26 protein-coding genes are annotated in these 22,923 nt (G+C 60.4%); 4 read left to right on the forward strand and 22 right to left on the reverse strand.

The features are described from left to right. Nucleotides 1-23 precede the first annotated feature (23 nt). The 21 genes from QF047_RS05395 to QF047_RS05495 all read right to left on the reverse strand — a co-directional run bounded on the left by QF047_RS05395 (nucleotide 24) and on the right by QF047_RS05495 (nucleotide 16,273). Nucleotides 24-356 carry an Hpt domain-containing protein gene (locus tag QF047_RS05395; protein WP_307274658.1) on the reverse strand — a complete coding sequence of 111 codons (333 nt, stop codon included), beginning with the start codon at nucleotides 354-356 and terminating at the stop codon, nucleotides 24-26. 226 nt (nucleotides 357-582) lie between these two features. Next, the gene (locus QF047_RS05400; protein WP_307274660.1) at nucleotides 583-1,467 is read right to left on the reverse strand and encodes a type II secretion system F family protein; all 885 of its coding nucleotides are present in this window, start codon (nucleotides 1,465-1,467) and stop codon (nucleotides 583-585) included. Nucleotides 1,468-1,474: 7 nt separating this feature from the next. Then, on the reverse strand, nucleotides 1,475-2,407 hold the full coding sequence (locus QF047_RS05405) for a type II secretion system F family protein (RefSeq protein WP_307274662.1): 933 nt from the start codon (nucleotides 2,405-2,407) through the stop codon (nucleotides 1,475-1,477). Nucleotides 2,408-2,415: 8 nt separating this feature from the next. Beyond that, nucleotides 2,416-3,912 (reverse strand): CpaF family protein, encoded by a 1,497-nt coding sequence (locus tag QF047_RS05410; protein ID WP_307274664.1) that lies wholly within the window; start codon nucleotides 3,910-3,912, stop codon nucleotides 2,416-2,418. After that, nucleotides 3,912-5,108, reverse strand: a complete 1,197-nt coding sequence (locus QF047_RS05415) for an AAA family ATPase (protein WP_307274667.1) — start codon at nucleotides 5,106-5,108, stop codon at nucleotides 3,912-3,914. The genes QF047_RS05410 and QF047_RS05415 overlap by 1 nt, the downstream gene beginning before the upstream one ends. Then, nucleotides 5,105-5,860: a Flp pilus assembly protein CpaB gene (locus tag QF047_RS05420; protein ID WP_307274669.1), complete on the reverse strand. Its 756-nt coding sequence runs from the start codon at nucleotides 5,858-5,860 to the stop codon at nucleotides 5,105-5,107. Before QF047_RS05420 ends, QF047_RS05415 begins: the two co-directional genes overlap by 4 nt. 39 nt (nucleotides 5,861-5,899) lie before the next feature. Further along, nucleotides 5,900-6,157, reverse strand: coding sequence for a hypothetical protein (locus QF047_RS05425; protein ID WP_307274670.1), 258 nt, complete (start codon nucleotides 6,155-6,157; stop codon nucleotides 5,900-5,902). Between the two features lie 73 nt (nucleotides 6,158-6,230). Beyond that, a complete protein-coding gene (locus tag QF047_RS05430; protein WP_307274672.1) occupies nucleotides 6,231-6,866 on the reverse strand; it encodes a pilus assembly protein TadG-related protein in 636 nt (211 codons plus the stop codon). Beyond that, a complete protein-coding gene (locus tag QF047_RS05435; protein ID WP_307274674.1) occupies nucleotides 6,854-7,228 on the reverse strand; it encodes a TadE family protein in 375 nt (124 codons plus the stop codon). Before QF047_RS05435 ends, QF047_RS05430 begins: the two co-directional genes overlap by 13 nt. Nucleotides 7,229-7,319: 91 nt before the next feature. Further along, complete coding sequence (locus QF047_RS05440) at nucleotides 7,320-7,526, reverse strand: Flp family type IVb pilin (protein ID WP_307274676.1); 207 nt, start codon at nucleotides 7,524-7,526, stop codon at nucleotides 7,320-7,322. Between the two features lie 267 nt (nucleotides 7,527-7,793). Continuing rightward, entirely contained in the window at nucleotides 7,794-8,006 is a 213-nt protein-coding gene (locus tag QF047_RS05445) for a Flp family type IVb pilin (RefSeq protein WP_307274678.1), read from the reverse strand. A gap of 12 nt (nucleotides 8,007-8,018) precedes the next feature. Beyond that, a complete protein-coding gene (locus QF047_RS05450) occupies nucleotides 8,019-8,894 on the reverse strand; it encodes a type II secretion system F family protein (protein WP_307274680.1) in 876 nt (291 codons plus the stop codon). Between the two features lie 12 nt (nucleotides 8,895-8,906). Next, on the reverse strand, nucleotides 8,907-9,857 hold the full coding sequence (locus QF047_RS05455) for a type II secretion system F family protein (RefSeq protein WP_307274683.1): 951 nt from the start codon (nucleotides 9,855-9,857) through the stop codon (nucleotides 8,907-8,909). Between the two features lie 2 nt (nucleotides 9,858-9,859). Further along, nucleotides 9,860-11,344, reverse strand: coding sequence for a CpaF family protein (locus QF047_RS05460; protein ID WP_307274685.1), 1,485 nt, complete (start codon nucleotides 11,342-11,344; stop codon nucleotides 9,860-9,862). After that, nucleotides 11,341-12,546, reverse strand: a complete 1,206-nt coding sequence (locus QF047_RS05465; protein WP_307274687.1) for an AAA family ATPase — start codon at nucleotides 12,544-12,546, stop codon at nucleotides 11,341-11,343. Before QF047_RS05465 ends, QF047_RS05460 begins: the two co-directional genes overlap by 4 nt. Then, entirely contained in the window at nucleotides 12,543-13,229 is a 687-nt protein-coding gene (locus tag QF047_RS05470; protein ID WP_307274688.1) for a Flp pilus assembly protein CpaB, read from the reverse strand. The genes QF047_RS05465 and QF047_RS05470 overlap by 4 nt, the downstream gene beginning before the upstream one ends. A gap of 120 nt (nucleotides 13,230-13,349) precedes the next feature. Beyond that, entirely contained in the window at nucleotides 13,350-14,333 is a 984-nt protein-coding gene (locus QF047_RS05475; RefSeq protein ID WP_307274690.1) for a pilus assembly protein TadG-related protein, read from the reverse strand. Further along, nucleotides 14,321-14,713, reverse strand: coding sequence for a TadE/TadG family type IV pilus assembly protein (locus QF047_RS05480; RefSeq protein WP_307274692.1), 393 nt, complete (start codon nucleotides 14,711-14,713; stop codon nucleotides 14,321-14,323). Before QF047_RS05480 ends, QF047_RS05475 begins: the two co-directional genes overlap by 13 nt. Before the next feature lie 109 nt (nucleotides 14,714-14,822). Further along, the gene (locus QF047_RS05485) at nucleotides 14,823-15,023 is read right to left on the reverse strand and encodes a Flp family type IVb pilin (RefSeq protein ID WP_307274695.1); all 201 of its coding nucleotides are present in this window, start codon (nucleotides 15,021-15,023) and stop codon (nucleotides 14,823-14,825) included. 115 nt (nucleotides 15,024-15,138) lie between these two features. Further along, on the reverse strand, nucleotides 15,139-15,339 hold the full coding sequence (locus QF047_RS05490; RefSeq protein ID WP_307274696.1) for a Flp family type IVb pilin: 201 nt from the start codon (nucleotides 15,337-15,339) through the stop codon (nucleotides 15,139-15,141). Between the two features lie 277 nt (nucleotides 15,340-15,616). Then, nucleotides 15,617-16,273 (reverse strand): prepilin peptidase, encoded by a 657-nt coding sequence (locus QF047_RS05495; protein WP_307281770.1) that lies wholly within the window; start codon nucleotides 16,271-16,273, stop codon nucleotides 15,617-15,619. A 303-nt stretch (nucleotides 16,274-16,576) separates the two neighbouring features. Between QF047_RS05495 and rplM the strand changes: the two genes are divergently transcribed. After that, entirely contained in the window at nucleotides 16,577-17,020 is a 444-nt protein-coding gene (gene rplM, locus QF047_RS05500) for a 50S ribosomal protein L13 (RefSeq protein WP_009358699.1), read from the forward strand. 38 nt (nucleotides 17,021-17,058) lie between these two features. Then, nucleotides 17,059-17,565 (forward strand): 30S ribosomal protein S9, encoded by a 507-nt coding sequence (rpsI, locus tag QF047_RS05505; protein WP_050684362.1) that lies wholly within the window; start codon nucleotides 17,059-17,061, stop codon nucleotides 17,563-17,565. Nucleotides 17,566-17,662: 97 nt separating this feature from the next. On the opposite strand, the gene QF047_RS05510 is transcribed toward rpsI, so the two are convergent. Then, nucleotides 17,663-19,477 carry a glycosyltransferase family 39 protein gene (locus tag QF047_RS05510; RefSeq protein ID WP_307274699.1) on the reverse strand — a complete coding sequence of 605 codons (1,815 nt, stop codon included), beginning with the start codon at nucleotides 19,475-19,477 and terminating at the stop codon, nucleotides 17,663-17,665. Nucleotides 19,478-19,624: 147 nt separating this feature from the next. Between QF047_RS05510 and glmM the strand changes: the two genes are divergently transcribed. Both glmM and QF047_RS05520 read left to right on the forward strand, forming a co-directional pair. Continuing rightward, entirely contained in the window at nucleotides 19,625-20,986 is a 1,362-nt protein-coding gene (glmM, locus tag QF047_RS05515; protein WP_307274701.1) for a phosphoglucosamine mutase, read from the forward strand. 94 nt (nucleotides 20,987-21,080) lie between these two features. Next, nucleotides 21,081-22,907, forward strand: a complete 1,827-nt coding sequence (locus QF047_RS05520) for a hypothetical protein (RefSeq protein WP_307274703.1) — start codon at nucleotides 21,081-21,083, stop codon at nucleotides 22,905-22,907. Nucleotides 22,908-22,923: the final 16 nt, after the last annotated feature.

Below are 22,923 nucleotides of genomic sequence, written 5' to 3' on the forward strand. Positions count from 1 at the left end.
CGTCTGGTCGCCGCTACCCGGGGTCAGTCGTTTTTGAGGATGTAGGTGGACTGTAGCTCTGACACCGTCTGGCCGCCGTCTTGGGTAACACGCTCCATCAATACCTGGCCCTGGCCGAAGTCGCCTTGCCGGATCAGCGTCTCCAGCAGCTCCGCCAGTTTGGCCAGGCGGACTCCGCCCACCATGGCGGAACTGATTTTCAGGCTGATCGCGGCATCCAGCGCCGAGTCCATGTCGTGGCTGTGTACAGCGGCGGCCAGCCGGGCGCAGCGCTGGTCCCACATGGCGGCGTAGTCGCGGGCGAAACGCTGGGCGAGGCCGGAGCCGGCCAACTCGTCTTCGAGCTCCTCGAGCACGGGCGGCGTCAACGAGCGGCAAGAGTCCGGCCGCTTCCTGTGAGATTGCGGATTTGGCAGGCGCTGTGATCCCGGGCTGCGGAGGTTCCGCAGCTGCGCTCCTGTCGCTGGAGCCGGGATCTGGACTTTGCATTCTTCAAGGCTACTTCCTGGAATTCGATGGTTGGCCTATTTCAGGTGATCCTGTGTAAACCTTGAGCGATCCTTAAGATCCTATGAAGTGACCTTATTGGCCGCTGAATGTCATCACGGTGTTGATGACCGCCGGTCCCAGAATGGCGATGAACAGGACCGGGAAAATGAAGAACAGCAGCGGGAAGAGGATCATCACCGGAAGCTTCATGGCCTTTTCTTCAGCCCGCTGGCGGCGCTTCACCCGCATCACTTTGGCCTGGACCCGGAGCACCCGGCTGATAGCGATGCCGTACGTGTCGGCCTGGACCACAGCCTGCACAAAGCTGCGCAGCTCCGGAATATTGGTCCTTTCGGCAAGAGCGAGGTAGGACTCCCGGCGGCTGCGCCCCACCTGCATGTCCTGCAGGGTCCGCACCAGTTCCTCCGCCAGCGGCCCCTTCCCGTTGTCTCCGGCACGCGCCATCGCGCCCTCAAAGCCCAAGCCTGCCTCAACGGAGATCAGCATCTGGTCCAGGGTGTTGGCGAGTTCCAGCTGGATGACCTTCTGGCGCTCCAGCCCCTTGCTGTAGAGCAGAAGGTCCGGGATGAAGTAGCCCAGGAACAGCAGGAACAGCCCTGCCAGTTTCATCAGGGGAGAGCTGCCCACCGAACTCAGGTAGATCCCTGCGGTAACGCCGGCCAGGCCAACGCCGAGCTTGGACCCCAGCACTTTGCCCAGCGGCATGGACGTGGGCCTGCCGGCGAGGCCAAGCAGCCGGTCCAGGAATGCCACGTAGGCAGGAGGAGTGAGCCGGCGGCCGATGCCTTCGAGCAGGCCGGGTTTGGCAGCGGGCGCGGCCGCCACCTGCGCGGCGCCGCGGGACAGGAGATCGGTAACCGCCACGCGGCCCTGCTTGTCCACTGTGAGGATGGACCACGCAAGACCCGCCACAGGGACGCAAACCAGCAGGACGGAGAGGAGAACTATCAGGCTCATGGCGTCCTCAGAACTTCAGGTCGATGATCTTGCGCATCCAGAGAGCGCCGATGGTCATTAGCACGAACGATGCACCGATCATTATCCAGCCCAGGGGGTGCGTGAACATCGAGTTCATATAGCTCGGGCTCACCGCCAGGAGCATGGCCACGATGCCGAACGGCATCGCGATGAGGATGTAGGCGGAGAACTTGCCCTCGGCCGCCAGAGCCTTGATGTGCCCCTTGATTTCAGCGCGCTCGCGGATGGTTTCGTTCACCTGGTCCAGGACGTCCGCCAGGTTGCCGCCCACTTCGCGGTTGATCTGGATGGCCTGGGAAATCCAGACAAAGTCCTCGTTCTTCATCCGCTCAGCGGTGTCGTTGAGCGCTGCAAGCAGGTCACGGCCCAGGCTGGTCTCGGTGATCACCCGCCGCATCTCTTCCGACGTCGGCTTTTGAGACTCGGCGGCGGCTGCATCGATGGCGCGGAGGATGCTGTGGCCGGCGCGGAGGCCGCCGGAGAGGAGCTGGAGGGTATCACCGAGTTGGCCGTCGAACGTGGTGCGGCGTTTTCCGGCCAGGAATCCCAGGACGAGCTTTCCCACGAAAGGTGCGAGCAGAGCCAGCAGGATTCCAACCAGGGGTCCGACGGTGACCACACCCACCAGCATTCCGACGCATGCGCCGATGCCCACCAGCAGGAAGAACTCGGCCTGGCTCAGGCGCAACCCGGCGTTTTCCAGTTCCGCACGGGAGAAGAGGGTTGTGTTCCGTCCGTGCAGGAGCCGTTCGAAGGACCGGACGCCGGAGAGCGCCAGGCGGGAGATCGACGACGGCGGCTCGGGTTCAAAGGGACGGCGGCGGTCCAGCGGCACTTCCGGCGCGCTCGGCAGCAGCACCGCCACGCCCAGCAGGCTGACGGCCAGCAGCAGGATGACTGCTCCAACAGCGAGGATCACGGCGGTGCCTATCTTCCGGGTGTTTGGGTTGCGGGGTTTTGGGGACCGGCAAAGACGCTGGGGGAGACATGGATGCCCAGGTCCTCGAACCGGTCGATGAACCGTGGCCGGATGCCAGTGGCTACAGGTTTGCCCAGGAAGCGGCCATGGGCGTCCACGCCGGCGGAGTAGTCGAAGACGAACGCGTCCTGGAGGGTCACGATGTCCCCTTCCATGCCCTGGACCTCCGTGACGTGCGTGATGCGGCGTGAACCGTCGCGCAGCCTGGAGATCTGGACGATGAGGTTGACGGCCGAGGCGATCTGCTCGCGGATGGCCCGCAGCGGCAGGTCCATCCCGGCCATCAGGACCAGCGTTTCGAGCCGGGCCACGGCGTCACGGGGCGAGTTGGAGTGCACGGTGGACAGGGATCCGTCGTGGCCGGTGTTCATGGCCTGGAGCATGTCCAGCGATTCCCCGCCACGGACCTCACCCACCACGATCCGGTCCGGGCGCATACGCAGGGAGTTGCGCAGCAGTTCGCGGATGGTTACGGCACCCTTGCCTTCGGTGTTCGGCGGCCTGCTTTCGAGGCGGACCACGTGCTGCTGCTGGATCTGGAGTTCCACGGCGTCCTCGATGGTGACGATCCGCTCGTCGGACGGGAGGAAGGAGGACAGCACGTTGAGCAGGGTGGTCTTGCCGGTTCCCGTACCGCCGGACACGATGATGTTGAGCTTGGCCTTGACGCAGGCGTTGAGCAGCTCGGCCATTTCCGGAGTCAGTGTTCCGAAGTCGATCAGGTTCCGGACCGTCAACGGGGTCTTGCTGAACTTTCGGATGGTCAGCGATGAGCCGCCCACGGCCAGCGGAGGGATCACCGCGTTGACACGCGAGCCGTCCTCCAACCGGGCATCCACCAAGGGGGAGGACTCGTCGATGCGGCGGCCCACCTTCGAAACGATGCGTTCGATAACCTTGCGCAGGTGCTCCTCGGAGCTGAACCGGGACTCGGTGAGCGTGAGCTTTCCTTTGCGCTCCACATAGATCTGGTCCATCCGGTTGACCATGATTTCCGTGACGGCGGGATCGTCCAGCAGGCGCTGGAGCGGGCCGTAGCCCAGCACATCGTCCGCGACGTCGCGGACCAGCCGGGTGCGTTCCTCGGGAGTGAGGGGTACCTGCTCGGCGTCAATGATCCGGGTCAGTTCCTCCTTGGCGGTGGCCCGTAGCTCCTTCTCGGTGACGGCCGCGTCGTTAAAGCGCGTCCCCATCTTCTCGAAAAGGGCGCTGGCCGCCCGAAGCTTCATGGCCGCGAAGACATCCACACCGGGTGCCTTGGGCACTGAGGGGGTGCCGGCGTCGTACGTTGGCGTTACAGGAGCCTGCTGCGCGGGAAGGTACCGCGCCTCGCCGTCTGGATCGGGGGGCACGACGGCGGGGCGCGGCGGTTCGAGCACGGCAACGTTGCTGCCGGGCGGCTGGTTGCGGTCCTGGACGGCGCTGATCCGTTCGGAGAGCTTCATCAGATGACCACCCTTCGGTGAAGTTTGCGTTGGGCCTGGGCGCGCCATGCCGGGTTGAACCTTTCCACCAGTTGGCGGAGGCTTTTCACGGCGGGGTCCTTCTTGGATTCCTGGAGGACGGGGATACCGCGGTTGGTGGAGAGTGCCACGGCCCGGGACCGGGGGACGCTCACGTCCACCGGCGCGCCGATGGTGGATTCGACGTCGCGGACGTTGAGTCCGGCTTTGGCATCGGCCATGTTCAAGACAACGTGCCGCGATTCGGGCATGATTTCGAGCTGGCGGAGCACTTCGAGGCCGGAGCGGAGGCCGCGCAGGCTGGGGATGTCCATGGCGCTGACCCACACCACGTCTGTGCACTGCTCCATCGCGGCCAGGCCGATTTCGGGCATGCCCGGTGCGGTGTCCAGGACCACGTACTGGAATTCATGGGACAGTTGCTCCACCAGCCGGCTGACCTGTTCGGGCGTGATGTGGTCTGCGTCCACCGGGTTGGGCGGCGCGCAGAGGGCGTAGATGCCGGCCGGGTGCACGGTGAGGAACGCCTTGAGGACCAGGGAGTCCTGGGCTGCTGCGGGCGTGACGGCGTCGGTGACCGTGTGCTCCGGATTGAGGTACAGGCCGGACGCGACGTCGCCGAACTGCAGGTCCAGGTCCACAATCACCACACTCATGGGCGCAATCTGACCCAGTCCGATGGCGATGTTCGTGGCCAGCGTGGTTTTGCCCACGCCGCCCTTGGGTGAGAAGACGCCGATCACCAGGCCCTTGCCGCCGTTCTCCACCTGCGCCGATTCGGGGCCGCGGTGGCGGGTCGCGAAGGACTGGCAGGCGCGTTCGAGCAGCACCCTGATTTCGGCGGCGTCCGCCTGCGGGCTGAGGATGTCCCGGACACCCGCGCGCATGGCGTGCAGGAGGAGGGCCGGATCCACGTCGCTGACCAACACCAGGCTGAGGCCGGGGAGCTGGACGTCGAAGACCTTGGCGAACCGCAGGGCCTCTTCGTAGGGGACGTCCGGTCCGATGATGAGGACCTCCGGCTGTTCCTGGTTGAGGAGGGCGAACAGTTCCTGCGGGCCGGCCGGGAGGATGTCCGACGCGATGGTCTGCACGGATCCGCGGAGGCCGTTGGCGACGGCGGCACGCAGCTTCTGGTCGAACTCGCCGTTGGGGGAGAGGAGGACGAAGCGGCTCACTTGTACACCACTTCCTTGCGTTCGATCTTCGCGCCGTTGTCCTGGGCGTCGAGGGGTTCCTTGGTGAGCCAGAGGCTGCCGTTGATTGAGGTGAAGATGATCTTGCCGGCGTCGACGTCGTTGACGGCTACGGTCAGCATGAGGGAGCCCTCGGGGAGCGTGGTGTCCGCGGGGTCCGTTCCGTCCGCCGGCTTTTCCGCGCTCGCGGCCTGGGGGGCGCGCTGGACGGCGGTGACCAGGACCTTGCGGAGGGTGAGCTGGGTGGTGGCGTCACCGGCGGCGGCCTTGTAGGCGCCGGCTTCGAAGTTGAGCGAGATGCCAACATGGTCACCAACGTTGATCCGTCCGCCCACCACGCGCTTGGGTTCCACCTCGAAGGAAACTTCCTGCAGACCCGCGGGTACCTCCACGGCGCCCTGGGCTTTGACGTCTGCCGGGGCGACCAGCCGCTCAGCCAGGAGCTGTTCGCCGGGTACGAGGTCCACGGCGCTGACGGTTCCCGTTTTGTTGTCTAGGCTGCTGAGTGCGGTATCTGATTTCCCGGCTGCCGGGATCTTCTCGACAACCAGTGAGGCCGCCATGTCGCTGACCGGGGTGCCGGCCGGGATGGCGGTCTTCACCACCAGGACCGGAACTGGTTCCGTTGTTGCCATTGCCCGCTGGTCTGCGCCCTGGGCATAGAAGACGATGAGGAGGGCTCCCACAATCGCCAAAGCGACCGCGGCTGTTCCGGCGAGCAGGCGAGACTTCACTTTGAACTCCTGGATAGGGGGTGGTGCTGGTTCTGGTGGTTAAAGGACAGGACGGGCAACAGACGCCCCATAGTCCGTAGTGTTGCCGAGCTCAAAACCCTGGGCAAGGGAAACGTATTTTACGAAGTAACCCCTGATGGCCTTGTTTTGAACATTCCCCCCGGACGTCCAGCTGATAGATGCAAAGTGGTAGCCGGTGACGTGGAACGCTGCGAAACCCTTGATGTAGTACTTCCCACTGGAGCCGGTCCCTGTCGCTATGTCGTACAAGGGCAGGAGGACAGTTTGGTTATTCATTTGGGTGAAGTCCGCAGCGGTGCATGTGGACGGGACACTGGCGCCCGTGTCGCTGGCGAACCAGATGCCGGAGTTACTGGAAGCTCCCGCTGTTGCGGTTATGGAGCATTTCGTGGAAGACGTTTCCATCCATCCGAACCCTCCAGGGATACCTCCGCATCCATTTACCGACTGTTCCAGTACTTGTTCTGCGCCTGCTGTTTCCGCCCGCCGGAATGTTTAGTTTGCAGTGTGCGATAGCCAACGGCAGGATGATGGGACCTTTCGAAGGCGTTCCCCAAACTGCGGACGAGCGCGTGCCCACCTCTTTAGTGGGTATGCCCAGGACATCGGCGAAGAATAGGGAAACAGAGTTCTCTGTTCCGCCGGTTTGTTTTGCAGACGTTGTTACGCTGACCTTTCGCGCCGTCTTGTCGAGTTCGATGTTGTACACCTTGCTCATGCCGTCCAGGGCGTTCTGGTTAGCGAGGTCTGCAGCGAGGGTCGACGTCTTCGAACATTGTGGGTCCGTCCCGCTCTTTGCACACTTCTGGGCAATGGCGATGGCGGAGGCGTCCGCGCCGTTCTGCAGCTGGGCGCGTTCTGAGTAGATGACGCCGACGTCCACGGCGATCGCTGCGAAGCCGAGGAGGGTCACTAAGAGGATTGCGACGATAACAGAGACTGCACCGTGTTCGTTGGGTTGCTTTTTCCTGGTCAACCGCCGCATAGCATGACTCCCTTGCCTGTCATCGGGAACGGGCCTGCAATACCGGTGATAGTGGACAGGTTGTACTTGATGGTGAGCGTGACCTGGGAGCCGGTGCTGCACGCGTCAGTACTCAGTGTGACGTCCGAGGTGGGAATGCTGGTGCTGACGGATGCCGCAGCATTCTTGGCCGCAATCTTGGCGCTAGCCGGATCGTTGGCGATCGCCATGACCCGGACGCCGTCGCGTGCTGCGTTAGTAAGGGTGATTTGGGCATTGTAGGCGCGGCCGAATTCTATGGTGCCCAGAACCAGCATTAAGAGGAGGGGCAGCAGGATTGCAAATTCGACGGCGGCGGCACCGCGCTCCGAATCTTGTGACACCTGCTGCACCTCCTCTTCAATGTCTCGTTTTGCCCCTGCAGCGGGGGGTGGTGCGGTTCCGATATGGGGTCCGGAACCGGACTGGGGGCTACTATGGAGCGGGGACTGCGGTGGTGGCCGGGTGCGCGATGTCGGTCGAAACGCCGGTGAAGAGGGTACCGAGTTGGCCGCCGAGGGTGCTTACTGCGACGATGATGACGACGGCAATGAGAGCGACCATGATGCCGTATTCGACGGCGGTCGCGCCCTTCTCTTCGCTGCGAAGGCGGATCATAACGTTGGTGTATAGAGAAAGCATTTGAGACTCCTGTGCGAGACGGATGGCTGGCCCTGCACCAGCACTGATACGAAGTTAGCAACCAGAATTGGTGCTGATCCCGGATCTTGGGACATCCTGCGTAAAGGCTTTCCCCGCTGTACTTTCCCTGCGCTTTTGCTTGCTTTACCCTGCGTTAACGCTGGAACTTGGGTGCGCGGGCACACAGGCGGACCCCCTCGGTTCTGGGTGCCGAGGGGGTCCGGTTCTTGGGGCGCCGCCGAGGGCGCGGTGTGGCGGGCTGCCGGGTTATGGAATGCCGAGAGCCGTTCTAAGGGTTGTTGTCATGCCCAAATAGTGCAGATTCAAGGCCTGGCCGAAAGCGGTAACACCCAGAATCACTGCGAGTGCAAGGAACGAAAGCAGGACGCCGTACTCGGTTGCCGTAGCTCCACGCTGGTCAAATACGAGGGCGCGGATGAAGGAGCCTAAGCGCTGCAGGTACTCGGCAAATTGCTGCAAGACGGTCGCTCCTTAGGAGAACGCGGAGATGATTTGGAGCACGGCCGGTCCCAGCAACACAATGAACAATGTTGGCAGGATGAAGAAGATCAGCGGAAAGAGCATTTTGACTGGCATCTTCATGGCATGTTCTTCAGCGCGTTGCCGCCTTTTTATCCTCATATCCTTGGCCTGGGACTTGAGAATGCCAGCTATGGCAATGCCGTACGTGTCGGCTTGGACAACAGCTCGAACGAAACTCCGGACATCTGGAACGTCTACCCTTTCTGAGAGGGCCAGATAGGCGTCTTTCCGAGAGCGCCCCACTTGGATGTCTTGAAGTGTTCGAATCATTTCGTCCGCCAACGGACCTCGACCGTTTTCTCCTGCACGGCCCATGGCAGATTCAAAGCCGAGGCCGGCCTGGACGGAGATGAGCATCTGATCCAATGCGTTGGGGAGCTCGAGTCTGATCTCCTCGCGACGCTTCTGTGCACGGTTGCGGATAAGCAAGTCAGGAACAAAGTAACAAAGCACGGGTATAGCCATGCAAAGCACCAATCGCCCTGTTGACGGTGCGGCCACAAAGGCCAGAAGTCCAACAACAGCCCCGCCAAAGGCTAGCAGCGGCTTGACCATTATGACGCGGGCAAGGGGCCACTGCTTAGGTCTGCCAGCTCCTGCGAGCTGCTTGTCGAGCCACGCCTCATAACTACGCGGGGTTAGACGGCGGGACAAGGCCGTGAGCTGCTGATTGACGTCCAAGGACCGGGCGGTCTGTCGTGGTCGTTGACCCAGATTGGCTTGAATATTGCGGAGGCCAGCCCTGTCACCCGTGAACGCGAGCCAGATCATTCCCGAGATAGGCAGAACGATGGCAAGGATTGCTCCCAACGCAAGTGGCTGCATTTGATTTACCCCCTAGTACTTCGGCTTAACGATCCGGCTGAGCCAGAATCCGCCAACGGAAAGAAGAACCACGGCTGCGCCAAGCATCACAAAGCCGATGACTGTAGTCGTGAAGACGCTTGCGTAGAGTGGGTTGAAGAGCGTGAGTCCGATGAACATGATGATGGGCAACGCCATCAGGACGAGGGCTGAGATACGGCCCTCAGCACTCAGTGCTCGCACTTGGCCCTTTACTTGGTTTCGATCGCGGATGGTTTCGCCGACATGATCGAGAACTTCGGCCAGGTCGCCGCCCACTTCCCGGTGAATTTCAATAGCCTGAGAAATCCAGTAGAAGTCTTCACTGGCCGTTCGTCGTCCGACGTCAGCAAGTGACTCACCTAGATCTCGACCAATTCGAGTCTCGTTCACAACCCGGCTGAGCTCCTCCGCCATGGGAGCCTCACTTTCTTGGGCGGCTCCGTCGATTGCCCGAAGGAGACTGTGTCCGGCCCGGAGGCCTCCTGCAAACATCTGCAGCGTATCCGGGACCTGACCATCGAATTTCCGGCGTCGCTGGGCCACTAACAAATTTAGTGCGAGATAGATGATGAAGGGGGCCAGCAGGAACGCCAGCAACCCCATGCTTAGGCCGCCGAGCAAGTACCCAAGAACAGTGGCTAGCAGAGTTGCAGCGGCAGCGATGAGGAGATAGTCGCCGGGTTCCTTGTTCAGCCCTGCCTGTTCGAATTTTTCGCGGTTGAGAAACCCTGTAGGGCGCTTTTTGAGCCCGCGGTTGAGTGCTCCGACAGCATGGTTAGTCAACCTCGTCAAACTTGAGGAATATTCCACCGCTCCGGGACGGCGTCGGGACAAGGGCACGCCTGCCCTGCCGCGGAGGGCGACCCCGAAAATCAAGCCAAGGGCGAGATAGACCAACAACAATCCGGCAATGAATGCCGCTACCGGCATCTCCCCGGTCATGGCTACCGTCCCCTAACAGGCTGGGCGCCGAAAACGTTAGGGGAGATCCGAATGCCTAGTTCAGCGAATCTGTCTGTGAAGCGGGGTCGGACGCCAGTCGGGACCGGTTTGCCCATGAAACGGCCACTAGCGTCTACCCCCGCTGAATAGTCGAACACGAATGCATCCTGCAGCGTGACAATGTCGCCTTCCATACCCTGGACTTCCGTGATGTGAGTCACGCGACGTGTGCCGTCCCTGAGTCTAGAAATATGGACGATCAAATTTACAGCCGAGGCCACCTGCTCCCTCACGGCTCTTAAGGGGATGTCCATGCCGGCCATCAGGACCAGGGTCTCCAGACGCGAGATGGCATCTCTTGGCGAGTTGGCGTGCACGGTGGATAGCGACCCATCGTGGCCGGTATTCATGGCTTGCAACATGTCAAGACATTCGCCGCCACGGACCTCGCCGACCACAATACGGTCGGGGCGCATACGGAGCGAGTTCCGAACGAGGTCGCGGATGGCAACTTCGCCTTTGCCTTCGATGTTCGCGGGCCGGCTTTCCAGTCTGACCACATGGTCCTGTTGGAGTTGCAGTTCAACCGCGTCCTCAATAGTGACGATGCGGTCGGTAGCCGGAATGAACGACGAAAGTGCGTTCAGCAGCGTGGTTTTGCCGGTGCCGGTACCTCCTGAAACAATAATGTTCATACGTGCTCGTACGCACGCCTGCAACAACTCAGCCATTTCAGGGGAAAGACTACCGAAGCTGATCAGTTTCTGGACAGTCAGGGCGTCGCCTCCGAATTTTCGGATGGTGAGTGCGGGTCCGTTGACGGCCAGCGGCGGAATGATCGCATTCACACGGGACCCGTCAGCGAGGCGAGCATCCACAAGGGGCGACGATTCGTCGATACGGCGCCCAACCTTTGAGACGATGCGCTCGATAACCCGCCTCAGGGCATCGTCGGATGAAAACTTCGTGTCCACCAAGGTGAGTTTGCCGCCGCGTTCCACGTAAACCTGGTCAAAGCGGTTCACCATGACTTCGGTAACTGACGCGTCGTCAAGAAAACGCTGGATTGGACCATGACCTAGGACGTCGTCGATGATTTCACGGATCAATCGTTGGCGCTCAGACGCAGTCAGGGGAACCTGTTCCTCGTCGACGACGATTTTGAGCTCGTCTTTGACATACTGATGGAGCTCGGCCTCTTCAAGCGACGAATCGGTGATGCGTGCGCCCAATCGCTCATAGAGTGCCTGGCTGGCACGCTCCTTGAGGGCGCCAAGCGCGCCGCTCGCAACGGCCGCCGTTTGTGTCAGCTCGACAACGTCCGCTGCGTGCGCAGTTTCCGCGGCCTTGGCATCGTGAATTCGGCCCAGGGTTGCCGGCTCCGACGGGCCACCCTGTCCGGAAAACGGGTTCGATGCAACGGCTTCGACCAGAGCGGCGGGAGACTCTGCACCGCGCGCTTTTTCTAGTCTGCGTGAGAGGTTCACTGGACTACTGCCCTTCTGTGAAGTTTTTTATGGGGTCTGGCTTCCCACTGTGGCTTGAAGCGGTCCACTAGTTGACGCAGTCCTTTGGAAGCGGGATCCCGGCTACCATCCTGAAGCAGCGGGACGCCTTTGTTGGTTGAGAACGGAAGTGTCTTCGAACGGGGCAGGACAACGTCGACAGGTGCGCCGATGGTGGCTTCCACGTCCTGCAACGTCAGGCCTGTGCGCCGGTCGGCCATATTCAGCACCACGTGGCGCCGTTCCGGCAGGAGGTTCAGTTCCGCGAGTATCTGGCTTCCGGTGCGGAGGCCTCGAATGCTTGGGATATCCATTCCGCAGATCCATACTGCGTCCGATGCCAGGTCCAGGGTGGCTAGGACGTGTTCGCCCAGGCCGGGCGCCGTGTCTACGACGACGTACTGAAACTCCTGCTTCAGCTGGTTCAGCAGATGCGTGACGTTCTCCCCACTGATTCGGTCCATTTCAACCGGGTTCCGTGGCGCGCAGAGGGCATAAATCCCGGCCGGATGCACGCTGAGGTAGGTCTTAAGGACCATAGAGTCCTGACTGGCTGCCCCCACAACAGCGTCTGTGATGGTGTGCTCAGGTTCGAGCATGAGGCCGCTGGCTACGTCGCCAAACTGGAGATCTAAGTCAACAATCACCACACCCATGGGAGCGAACTGACCAAGCCCGACGGCGATGTTGGTAGCCACGGTAGTCTTGCCCACGCCGCCCTTTGGGGAGATTACGGCGATAATGCGTCCGCCTTCAGCGTGCTCGTGGTGCTCGGAACTGCTTGGAGCGAGCCCCCGACGACGACCTGCCGCGGCAAGGCTGGCGCGCTCCACGATGATCCGGATATGGTCCGCTTCAGCGGCAGAGCCTAGAAGATCCCTCACACCGGCCCGCATCGCTTGAATAGCGACCTCTGAGGACTCCTCTGCCACGAGGATCATGCTGATCTCGGGGTATTGCAGATCCATGACTGCCGCGAACTTCAGGGCGTCGTCTTCTGGAAGTCCCGGACCGAGGATAAAGACCTCGGGTGGTTCACCAAGAAGCTGTTTGAGTACTTCCTCCGGGCCTTGGGGTAGGTAGTCCGCCTGAAAATATTGCAGAGACCCAGGCATGCCGGCAGTAGCCATCCGGACGCGGCGTTCGAAATCGGTGTTTGGCGTAATGAGGACGAAGCGGCTCATCGGAATACCTTTGTCTTGTCGACTACGCCGTTGTTGCCCTCTGTCGCGTCGGACGGTTCCTTGGAGAGGTAGATCTTGCCAAATTCAACGGCATAAACAAGGCGTTCTGCTTCAACCGAGTTTCGGGCCACGGTAATCAGATATGTGCCGTCGCTTTGACCGCTGGTTGACGAATTCAGTGATCCATCGGATGGCTTCGCTTGTGTGGCGTCCGGCTGGGCGGCACTGCCGTTGCTGAACTGAGCAGCGGTAACGAGAACTTTGTGAAAGGTCAGTTGAGTGCCTGCCGACTGGCTGGATGTGTCTCCGGCGCCGTTCGTCGACGTTTCTTCGAGCGAAATGAAGATGCCGACCGTGTCGCCCGCCGTGATTTTGCCACCGACGACGCGTTCTATTGGGAGCTTGATTGAAAGCTCCTGCATGCCCTCAGGCACTGCAACCCTTGATGGTCCCAGGAACGAATCCGCTTCCACCATTCGGCTGAACAGGAGCTGTTCCCCTGGAACCAGCGATACTGCGGTTACTTTGGTTCCCAGAACGCCAAGATCAGTCACAGTACCCTCCGTGAGGGTGGACTTCGGCAGGGATTTCTTAGCGACCGATTCCCCGATTTCATTTGCCGGGGTTCCCGCCGGGATGGCCTTCTGGACGACGAAAACCTCGGAGGTTTCAGTCCCAGCCATGGCTCGTTGATCTGCGCTTTGTACATATGTTATGAGAAGGACGGTGCCGATAACTGCAACGACTAGCGCGGCGATGCCTCCCAGTAGGCGTGTTTTCAATTTCTCCCCTTTGATGTTTTCTTACTTGATAAGGCCGATAACAATGACGTTGCCGGTGGGTGTGACTGAACCTCCGGTGAAGAGGCTTGGATCAGCGGAATATCCGACGAAGGTTCCGTAGATTCCCTTCTCACTGCCGCCGAAGATATTGGCTGGGTCGTACTTCGCCTGACCAGTTAGATTCCAGGCTTGAATCTTGAATCCCGCCCACTTCGTGATCATGTACTTGGCGTTGCTGCCTGTTAAACCGTTCGTGTTCGAGTACACGGGGACGGCGACGGTGGTTCCGGCCAAGCCGGGATTGATGGTTGGGTCGAAAAGTTCCAGACACCCGGACGGCACCGCGGCGCCAGTGCTGCCATCGCTGTAGGAGCCTATTTCGGCAATCACTTCACAGGGGTGGGTCCCGTTTGGCTTCAACCAGGCGAACCCTCCTCGATACGCCTGGTTTGACGGATTGAGCCCATTACAGTCCTGCCCGCCGCCTTGGATCAGGATCTTGTGCGGCAGCCCGTCGTTCTGGAACTCGCAGGGCGCAAAGACCAGGGGAAGAATGGAGACTCCCTTAGTGATGTACTGCCACTTGGCCGTCGCGGTAGCACCTACGGTTACCGGCGGTGCGTTAAGTGCGCTAGCAAACATTTTGCTGAGGAACCCAGCGCTGGTAGCCCCATCCTTGGTGGATGTCGTCACGGTGACTTGGCCAGTGACAGAAAGGTCGACGGACTGAACCGTCGACTTTCCGTCATTGGAGTTGCCGTCGGCAATCGCGGTTGCCACGCCGTTTGCATTAGCTTGAGTACAGCCTCCTGAACCTGAGCACAGGTCCATTGCAGCCAGGGCACCGGCGTCCGCCGCATTTTGGAGCTGAGCCCGCTCCGCATAGATCTGCCCTGTGTCTACGGCAAGTGCCCCGGCCCCAATGAGGACAAGCATCATAACCGCCACTAAAACTCCAGCGGCTCCCCGTTCCCGGGCGTCGGAGGGCTTACTTAACCGTTGCATCGCATGGCTCCTACTCCGGTCACGTTGAATGTGCTGCCAAAGAGCCCCGTCAACGTAGGTGCTGGGTAAGTGATGGTGATTTTGACAGTCGCATCGGGTGTGCAGGTGGCCGCTGAGAAGCTGTAGCCAAAATTGGAAGAGTTGATTCCCGGCGCGCCTGCCACAGCGGCAGCCTTGGCATCGATTTGGCTGTTTTTCACAGCCATCGTACGGGCGGCCTCTCGGGCGGCTTGCGTCACCGAAATTTGGGAGTTAAAGATGTTTGCAAACTCAACGACGCCGGTAATAAGAGCTAGAAGTAGCGGGGCGACCAAGGCGAACTCGACGGCGATCGCGCCACGGCTCTTGTTGTCCGTCTCATTCTTGTTGGTTCTGGTCATGGGTTCCCCAAAGGATGATCGAAGTTGGAAGATCTCACCGGCCTTTCCGGCCCTTCCAGATGTGGCGTGATCCGCACTTTCGGAAGATCACGCCACACTGGAGCGATTCTTACCACCCGGAAACGGTGGTCCCCAAGCTGGTAAACCAGGCGCTGAGAGCGTTGCCAAAAGCAGTAACTCCCACGATGATGATGAAGGCAATAAAGGCCACGAGGAGCGAATATTCTGTGGCTGTGGCGCCTTTTTCCGGTTGCAGCCGGTCTCTGAGTCCAGCTATGCCTGCGATGATCGAAATCAGTAAGGTCGACATTAACAGTCCTTAAGTTGAGGGTGGGCCCGGCCACAACCGGGCGGGATAAGGCTGGCTGGCCGCGATGCACTACTGGAGTAGAGACTCCTGCTGATCGCGGCCGGCGTCCCCTTCTTTACCAGCCGCTTACCTTGGTGCCCAGGCTGGTGAACCAAGCGCTGAGCGCGTTTCCGAAGGCGGTGACGCCGACGATGATGATGAAGGCGATGAACGCGACGAGGAGGGAATACTCCGTTGCCGTTGCGCCCTTTTCGGAAGTGAGACGATCCTTTACGCCGGCGACAAATGCGAGCATCGAGACCATGAGAGAAGTCATTGTGATTTCCTTAATTCGGTGAAATAGGTTTATTGGATTTCAACGAATTTCCAGCTGCCCCCATAAATCTCTAGCGGCTGGATTTCGCTAAGGAGAGATTGTCATTCAGGGGGTGGAGGCAACAATGCGTAGCGGTACTCGACTTTCTCAAGATGCGCCAGAAGTACGTACTCGAAGGGTCGGGCCAGTACTCAGAAAGGGAGACGAGTACTAGCCGGACTACTTGGGCGAAGGCGGGTTTGGCAGAGGCAAGGGCCCGAAATATAGCCGGAGGAAGCTACACGAGGAAGAGGCAGACAGCTGCAGTAGCGCCCAGCATCGAGGGCCCATGGGCTACCTCTGTCGCCCTATTCCGGCTTTTTTGGCCGAGAATCACGACTGTAGTTAGGCCGTTCAGGACAAATCCGAGGAGTCCCCCGTAGAGTAGTTGGCTCCAACCTAGGTACCCCAGAAAGAGGCCGACGGGCGCAGCAAGCTTCACGTCGCCCATCCCGATGCCTCGTGGGGAAATTAGTCCCAGAATAAGGTAGCCAAGAAACAAAATGACGGCTCCAAGAACCGCGCGAAGCAGATTGTCAGCCTGCTTATCAAATACTCCGGGCATTAGAAATAGAACTAGGCCCCCCGCAAGGAGGGCTATTACGAGGGGATTCGGCAGCAAATGCAATGAGATGTCAATCCTGGCGAGTTGCATGCCTAGCACGCCCAGGAATATGAAAGCTGGCAGCGCAAAGCTCGTTCCAAACCGCAGACCAAAGGCCGCGCACACAAGCGCGGTAAGTACCGCCGTCGTCATTCTGACGGGAAGGGCGGGCAGTGCTCCCAGTCTGGGAATGCGCTTGAAGATGAGGATCTCGGTGATGGGGGAGAGGATCAATCCCACGAAGCCGGCACCAAGGACCCAGAGCCAGTCGGGCGAACCATGACTTCCCATTCCAAGCACCGAGACCCCCTGCGTTCATTAGGCCGGCAGACGCTGAGCCGCCTCCGGCTACCCCATTTTGACCCCGAACCCCCTTACGCGCTAATCTTGGTAGTCGTTGTGCGTGTCCTATTCCGATGGTGCGTGCCCGCTTGAGAATCCGGTTGCAGGATGACTACTCAACGTGCACATTCGGAACCTCAGGATGACTGGTTACATAGAGCCCTCACCTCTGTTCCGGTAGCGCGCAGACAGTAGGTGCACGAGCTAGTGACACCTAAACAAGAACGCCAGAACAAGAACGAGGCAAACACCGTGCGTACGTACACCCCGAAGCCCGGCGATATCAACCGCCAGTGGCACGTCATTGACGCCACAGACGTTGTCCTTGGTCGTCTTGCAAGCCAGACCGCAATCCTGCTGCGCGGCAAGCACAAGGCCACCTATGCATCCCACATGGACATGGGCGACTTCGTCATCATCATCAACGCTGAAAAGGTAGCCCTGACCGGCGCCAAGCTGGAGCAGAAGCGCGCATACCGCCACTCCGGCTACCCGGGCGGCCTGACCTCCGTCAACTACGCGGAACTCCTGGAATCCAACCCGGTCCGCGCCGTTGAGAAGGCCATCAAGGGCATGCTTCCCAAGAACTCTCTCGCTGCCCAGCAGCTGGGCAAGCTGAAGGTGTACCGCGGTGCTGAGCACCCGCACGCCGCCCAGCAGCCCAAGACTTTCGAAATCACCCAGGTCGCCCAGTAGTCCTGGCCACCAAACAACTTATCTATACAAGGAGAACCGTGGCTCAGAACGAAGAGACCACCGAGGCCGTCGAGGCTGAGGAAACCCTGACCAGCTACACCTCTGAAAGCTCAGCTGCTGACGCCGCTGCGCCGAAGAAGGAGCGTCCGGCACTGACCGTTGCCGGCGCAGCAGTTGGCCGCCGCAAGGAAGCCGTTGCACGCGTCCGCGTGGTGCCGGGCTCCGGCAAGTGGACCATCAACGGTCGCGCGCTGGACAACTACTTCCCGAACAAGCTGCACCAGCAGGACGTCAACGAGCCCTTCAAGATCCTTGATCTTGAAGGTGCCTACGATGTCATCGCCCGTATCCACGGCGGCGGCATTTCCGGCCAGGCCGGCGCACTGCGCCTCGGCATCGCCCGTTCGCTGAACGAGATCGACGTCGAGAACAACCGCGCCACCCTCAAGAAGGCCGGTTACCTCTCCCGTGACGCCCGCGTCATCGAACGTAAGAAGGCCGGTCTCAAGAAGGCCCGCAAGGCTCAGCAGTACTCCAAGCGCTAAATCCGCTTACACAGAAAGCCCGTCCCGCCATTGGCGGGGCGGGCTTCTGCGTTGTTTCATAGGGGGTATCTGAAGGACTGGTACCCCTGCCGGCCGGTTACCGAGGACTTTTCAAGTCGTAGAGTTCGACCTCCCCGAGAGAGCGTGAGTTGAAGTTGGCCTTGACCCAGCGCGTGACGTCGTCGGCGAAGTCCGCTTCAGCAGAAATGTCCTCGGAATCGCTCCTTACTAGGTAGTAGTGGACCTGGCCTGACCGCACATATTCGCGGAACTGGTTGACTGTTGGAAAGGGAGAGCTGCCGTTGAAGCCCCCGACTGGCAGGACCGAAGCTCCCGATTCCAGCTGGTAGAGGGCCGCGTTTGACGCCCCGGGTGTGGCGGCCGTCCATCGGGATGTGTTGGCGTCCGCAGCCAGGAGGTCGACCACAGCCTCTTCTGGGTGGTGACCGATTGCTGTACCCCTAAAGTCCAGAGGTGTGCCTTCGGGCCAAGCCTCAGGATGTGGCGAATCGAAGACGGCAGTTGCGGGTAGGGATGCCGCTGGCCAGATTCCCGAGTGGGGGGAGAGTACCCCTGCCACGGTGAACAGTGCGGGACCAACCAGGCACACGGCGGTCGCGGCTGCCGCTGTAGCCCGGACCACTGCTTGTTTTCGTATCCGGAAGATCAGTAGTTCGGTGAGGATAGCACCCAGAATCAGCACTGTGAGCGCTAGAGGCGAGCCAAATCCACCTCCGATGGCCATATAACCCGCAGCCAGAACCGCGGATATGAGGAGCGCTGATGCGTGCACAAGACGAAAACCCACCCAGCGCCGCGCCGCCCAGGATAGTTGGGCGCCTGCACCAAGTACGATGCCCAGAGGAGGAGCCAGCGCAACCAGGTAGTAGGGATTGATTACTCCTGACATGAAACTGAAAATTCCTGTGTAGGCCAGCAGCCAGCCGCCAGCCAGCAGCAGGACGGCGCGCTTCGGGTCGCTCTTGGGGCGTCGACGCAGCAGCACCAAGGACGTCACCAGCACCATCACCGCGATGATGAGCAACCAAGATCCCTGCGTTCCGAAGCTCGGATACATCAGCAACTTCAAGGGCCCTGCTTTGATGTCCTCTGCTTGTGCAGAACCACCAGCAGCAGCTCCGAGGATCCGGCCTAAGCCATTCTGTCGAATGATCACCTCGACAAAGCTGTTGGTGTAAGAACCGCCGGCGTAGGGTCTGTTGTCCGCGTTCCAGTTTTCTGCGATCACGATCCACCAGCCGGCTGAAACCACGACCATTCCAAAGGAAGCAAGGAGTTGCCACACCCGGCGTGCCGTTCTTCCCGGCCCAGCGAAAAGGTATACAAGCCCTAGTGCGGGGAGAATAATTAGAGCTTGCGCTGACTTGGTCAGGAATCCGAATCCCACGGCAATTCCCGCAAATATTAGCCAGCGCCAGCGGCCATCTTCAACTGCTCGAGAGGTCAGATACAAGGAAATAACAAGCAGCAGGGTCAGCAGAGCATCTGGATTATTGTATCGGAACAGGACCGCGGCTGCGGGAGTCAGAAGTGTAATGACGCCCGCGAGCATAGCCGCCGTCGTGTGGAAATGGCGGCGCACTGTCATATAGGTGAGCGCCACGGTGCCGACCCCCATGAGGGCTTGAGGGACCAGCAGACTCCATGAGCTTAGCCCGAAGAGCCGTACGGACAATGAGCTGACCCAAATGCTGGCGGGCAATTTGTCAAGGGTGATCCCGTTGCCAACATCTGAGGAGCCGAAGAAAAACGCCTTCCAGTCGGAGGCTCCGGCTTGGGAAGCTGCTGCGTAATAGGCATTTCCCCACCCGTTACCGGAAAGATTCCACAGGTAGAGGACGGCCGCCCCGAGCAATAACGCGAAAAACCCCAGTTTTTCCCGATTAGTCATTAACCTACCTTCACTTCATCACCGGACGCGCAGACTTCTAACGTGAAGATACAGCAGATAGGGCGGAGACGGACCACCTGATGCCGCTATGTCTGTGCGAGAACCCTGCGCGGGGACGCGCCCGTTGTCTCGCCTAAGATTGAGTCGATGTCTAGATTATTTGGAACTGATGGTGTCCGAGGGCTGGCGAACGGTCTGTTGACTGCGGAACTGGCAATGCAGTTGGCCCAGGCCGCCGCCGTCGTACTTGGCCACGACCGAAACGTTAACGGGTCCCGGCCGCGTGCTGTGGTGGCCCGCGATCCGCGAGCCAGCGGTGAGTTCATCGCCGCCGCGGTGGAAGCCGGGCTGTCCAGCTCGGGCATTGACGTGTACGACGCCGGTGTCCTGCCCACTCCGGCGGCGGCCTACCTGGTGGCCGACCTGGACGCGGATTTTGGCGTGATGATCTCCGCCTCGCACAATCCGGCGCCGGACAACGGCATCAAGTTCTTCGCCCGCGGCGGCCAGAAGCTCCCCGACGAGGTGGAGGACGCTATCGAGGCGCAGATGTCCAAAGAGGCCGTCCGACCCGTCGGCGCCGACGTCGGACGCATCCAGCGTTTCTCCGACGCCGAGGACCGCTACATTGTCCACCTTCTCCAGACGCTGCCGCACAGCCTCGAGGGCCTCAAAGTCGTCCTCGATTGCGCCCACGGTGCTGCGAGCGGCTGCTCCCCGCAGGTCTTCAAGGACGCCGGCGCGGACGTCGTCGTGATCGGCGCCGATCCCGACGGCCACAACATCAACGACGGCGTCGGCTCCACTCACTTGGGCCCCCTCAAGGAAGCTGTGGTCAGGCACCACGCTGACCTCGGCATTGCCCACGACGGTGACGCTGACCGCTGCCTCGCCGTGGACCACGAAGGCAACGAAGTGGACGGCGACCAAATCATGGCCATCCTCGCAGTCGCCCTGAAAAAGTCCGGCAAGCTCAGGGACGACGTACTCGTAGCCACGGTCATGAGCAACCTTGGCCTGAAGATCGCCCTCCAGAAAGCCGGCATCAGCATCCGCGAGACGGCGGTGGGGGACCGTTACGTCCTCGAGGAAATGCGCGACGGCGGCTTCAACCTTGGCGGCGAACAGTCCGGCCACGTCATCTTCGCCGACCACGCCACTACCGGCGACGGCGTCCTCACTGGTCTGCAGCTCGCCGCCCAGATCGCCCTGACCGGGAGGCCGCTCAAGGAACTCGCCACGGTAATGACCAAGCTCCCTCAGCTCATGGTCAACGTCAGGAACGTGGACAAGACACGCGCCGGGACAGATGAAGTCGTGCTGGATGCTGTGACACGAGCGTCAGCGGAACTGGGCGACACGGGTCGTGTACTCCTCCGGCCGTCCGGAACAGAGGCACTGGTCCGTGTCATGGTGGAAGCGGCCGATATGCCTACCGCTGAAAGGATATGCAAGCACCTTGCCGCTGTGGTGGAGGCGCGCTTAACCGAGCCAGTGCTCAAGACCTGACAGGAGAATCACCCAGTTGCTATCGCAGGGGACCGATATAAGCAGGGCAATAAAGATCAGGAAAATCAAGTTTGTCGTTAGTTCGTTGGCGTCAATGCTGTTATCAGTTGTTGCCTATTGGTGCCTCCATGTTCTTCCCCTTGCCACGAGCAGGGATTTCGGCTGGACAAATTTCCGGAGGTACTTCGACCACGACCAGTACGCCTACCTGGCCATTGCGGTCAATGTCAGTAACGGCAACCTGGACAACGTTGAACCGTTCACTGAAACCGGAACGAGCCATTACCCTCGTCTCTATTATGTTCTCTTAGGCCACCTGGCAAGATTGTTCGACGCAGACGTCATCGCAGTGTGGCAGATTGTTGGCATTGCCCTCCAGCTGGCCATGGTACTGACAGTGAGCTGGCTTTTAATCCGCCTGACCGGCAGTGCGTTACTGGGCCTTTTCGGGTTTGTCCCCAGCAACTTTGGCGTCCTAGCGGCACCCATCAGCGGCAGCTGGCTCCACCGTCTGGAAAACCACGGAGTGCTGTGGGGACCGTATGGCACCACGTTCACTTTGAACGGAGAAGCGGCTGGCATGACCGTTGCGGTCGTTGCGGCCTGCCTTCTTATCGGCTTCACGTTTCCGGGATCAAGGGTTGGAGCGGGGTTAGGACGGCACGCTAGGGCGGCTGTGGTGATAGGTGCATGTTCCGCCGTGGGGATGCTGGCGAATGTGCAAACCTACTCGTTCCTCACCGCCGTCTACTTCCTGTCGTATACAGCAGCCGCATATGGTTTGCTGAAGGCGGGCAAGCGCAAGTACGCCATCATCAGCGCGGCGCTGCTCATAGTTGTTCTCCTCGTGGGCCACTCCATTGCGGAGGTCCTTGGCCCCTTGGCTGCCCTTGTCTGCGGACTTGCTGGGGCAGTCCCCGGTACGTTGCTCCTCCTGAAACGGCATCCAGTAGTGGTTGGAGCATCGGCAGTCGGGCTGGCGGCCGCGGCAGCACCAACAATCCTGGCCACGCTGGCCGGTATATCCCAGCGTGACCCTTTCCTCGAATATAGGGCGCTTTCTTCCGAAAATTTAGGTGTCCCATTTCCGTTGGGCATCATAGCTGCTGCAGTTCCGGCGTTGTTACTGTGGACCATATTCCGGGCGGGCATCAGGAGCGGCAACCCCGTTTGGCTGGCTCTGTCCATTGGTATCGCTGTCGCGTGGCCCATCATTGCTACAAATGATGCGTGGGGCGCGAACCAGGAGCCTTACCGGCTTTGGCTTGATGGCTTCTTCCTTGCTTCCGCGGTTTCCCTGCCGGTGCTGGGCCAGGTACTGGTGCGCAACGCTGAGGGCCAGAAATCTTCCAAGTCAACCGAGGCGTCTCTGCCGGCTTCCACGCCAGCGGTTTCAGGTGAATCGGCGGAAGAGCTGCAGCCTTCGCAATTGAAGTCACCGTTGCTGACGAAGGTCGGCGGAATTCTGCTGTGGGGCGTGGTCTCCTTGAGTTTCCTTGACTATGTGGGGTTTGCCTACTTCGTTCACAACCAAGGTACGGCTTCCTTCGAAGACGGCCAGGCCCGTGCCATTTCCGCGACTGCAGATCAACTATCGGATAGGGGCGTTGGTTCCGTTCTCCCAGATCCGTGCATTGACCCGTTCCGGCTGAAGACGCTAACCGGCGCGCCAACTGCCTACTACAACCTGGGATTGGCGTGGCCAACTAACGAACCGTCCTACAGGACGTTGCTCGAAGAACGGGAGAATGGGGTCTTGGATCTGCAGCTCGCTGAACTGGCAGGCGTCGATTACGTGATGACTGACAGTGGCTGTGAGGCAGACTGGCAGGGGCAAGTAATAGGTTCTGTCGTGGGCGAAAGCGCCTATAGCAACGGAGCATCGAGTGAAACCGTGACCCTGTGGAAGCTCGGCCGATAATGCCAGACAAAGGGCA

Source organism: Arthrobacter sp. W4I7, from assembly GCF_030816215.1.
In the GTDB taxonomy this organism is placed as follows: domain Bacteria; phylum Actinomycetota; class Actinomycetes; order Actinomycetales; family Micrococcaceae; genus Arthrobacter; species Arthrobacter siccitolerans_A.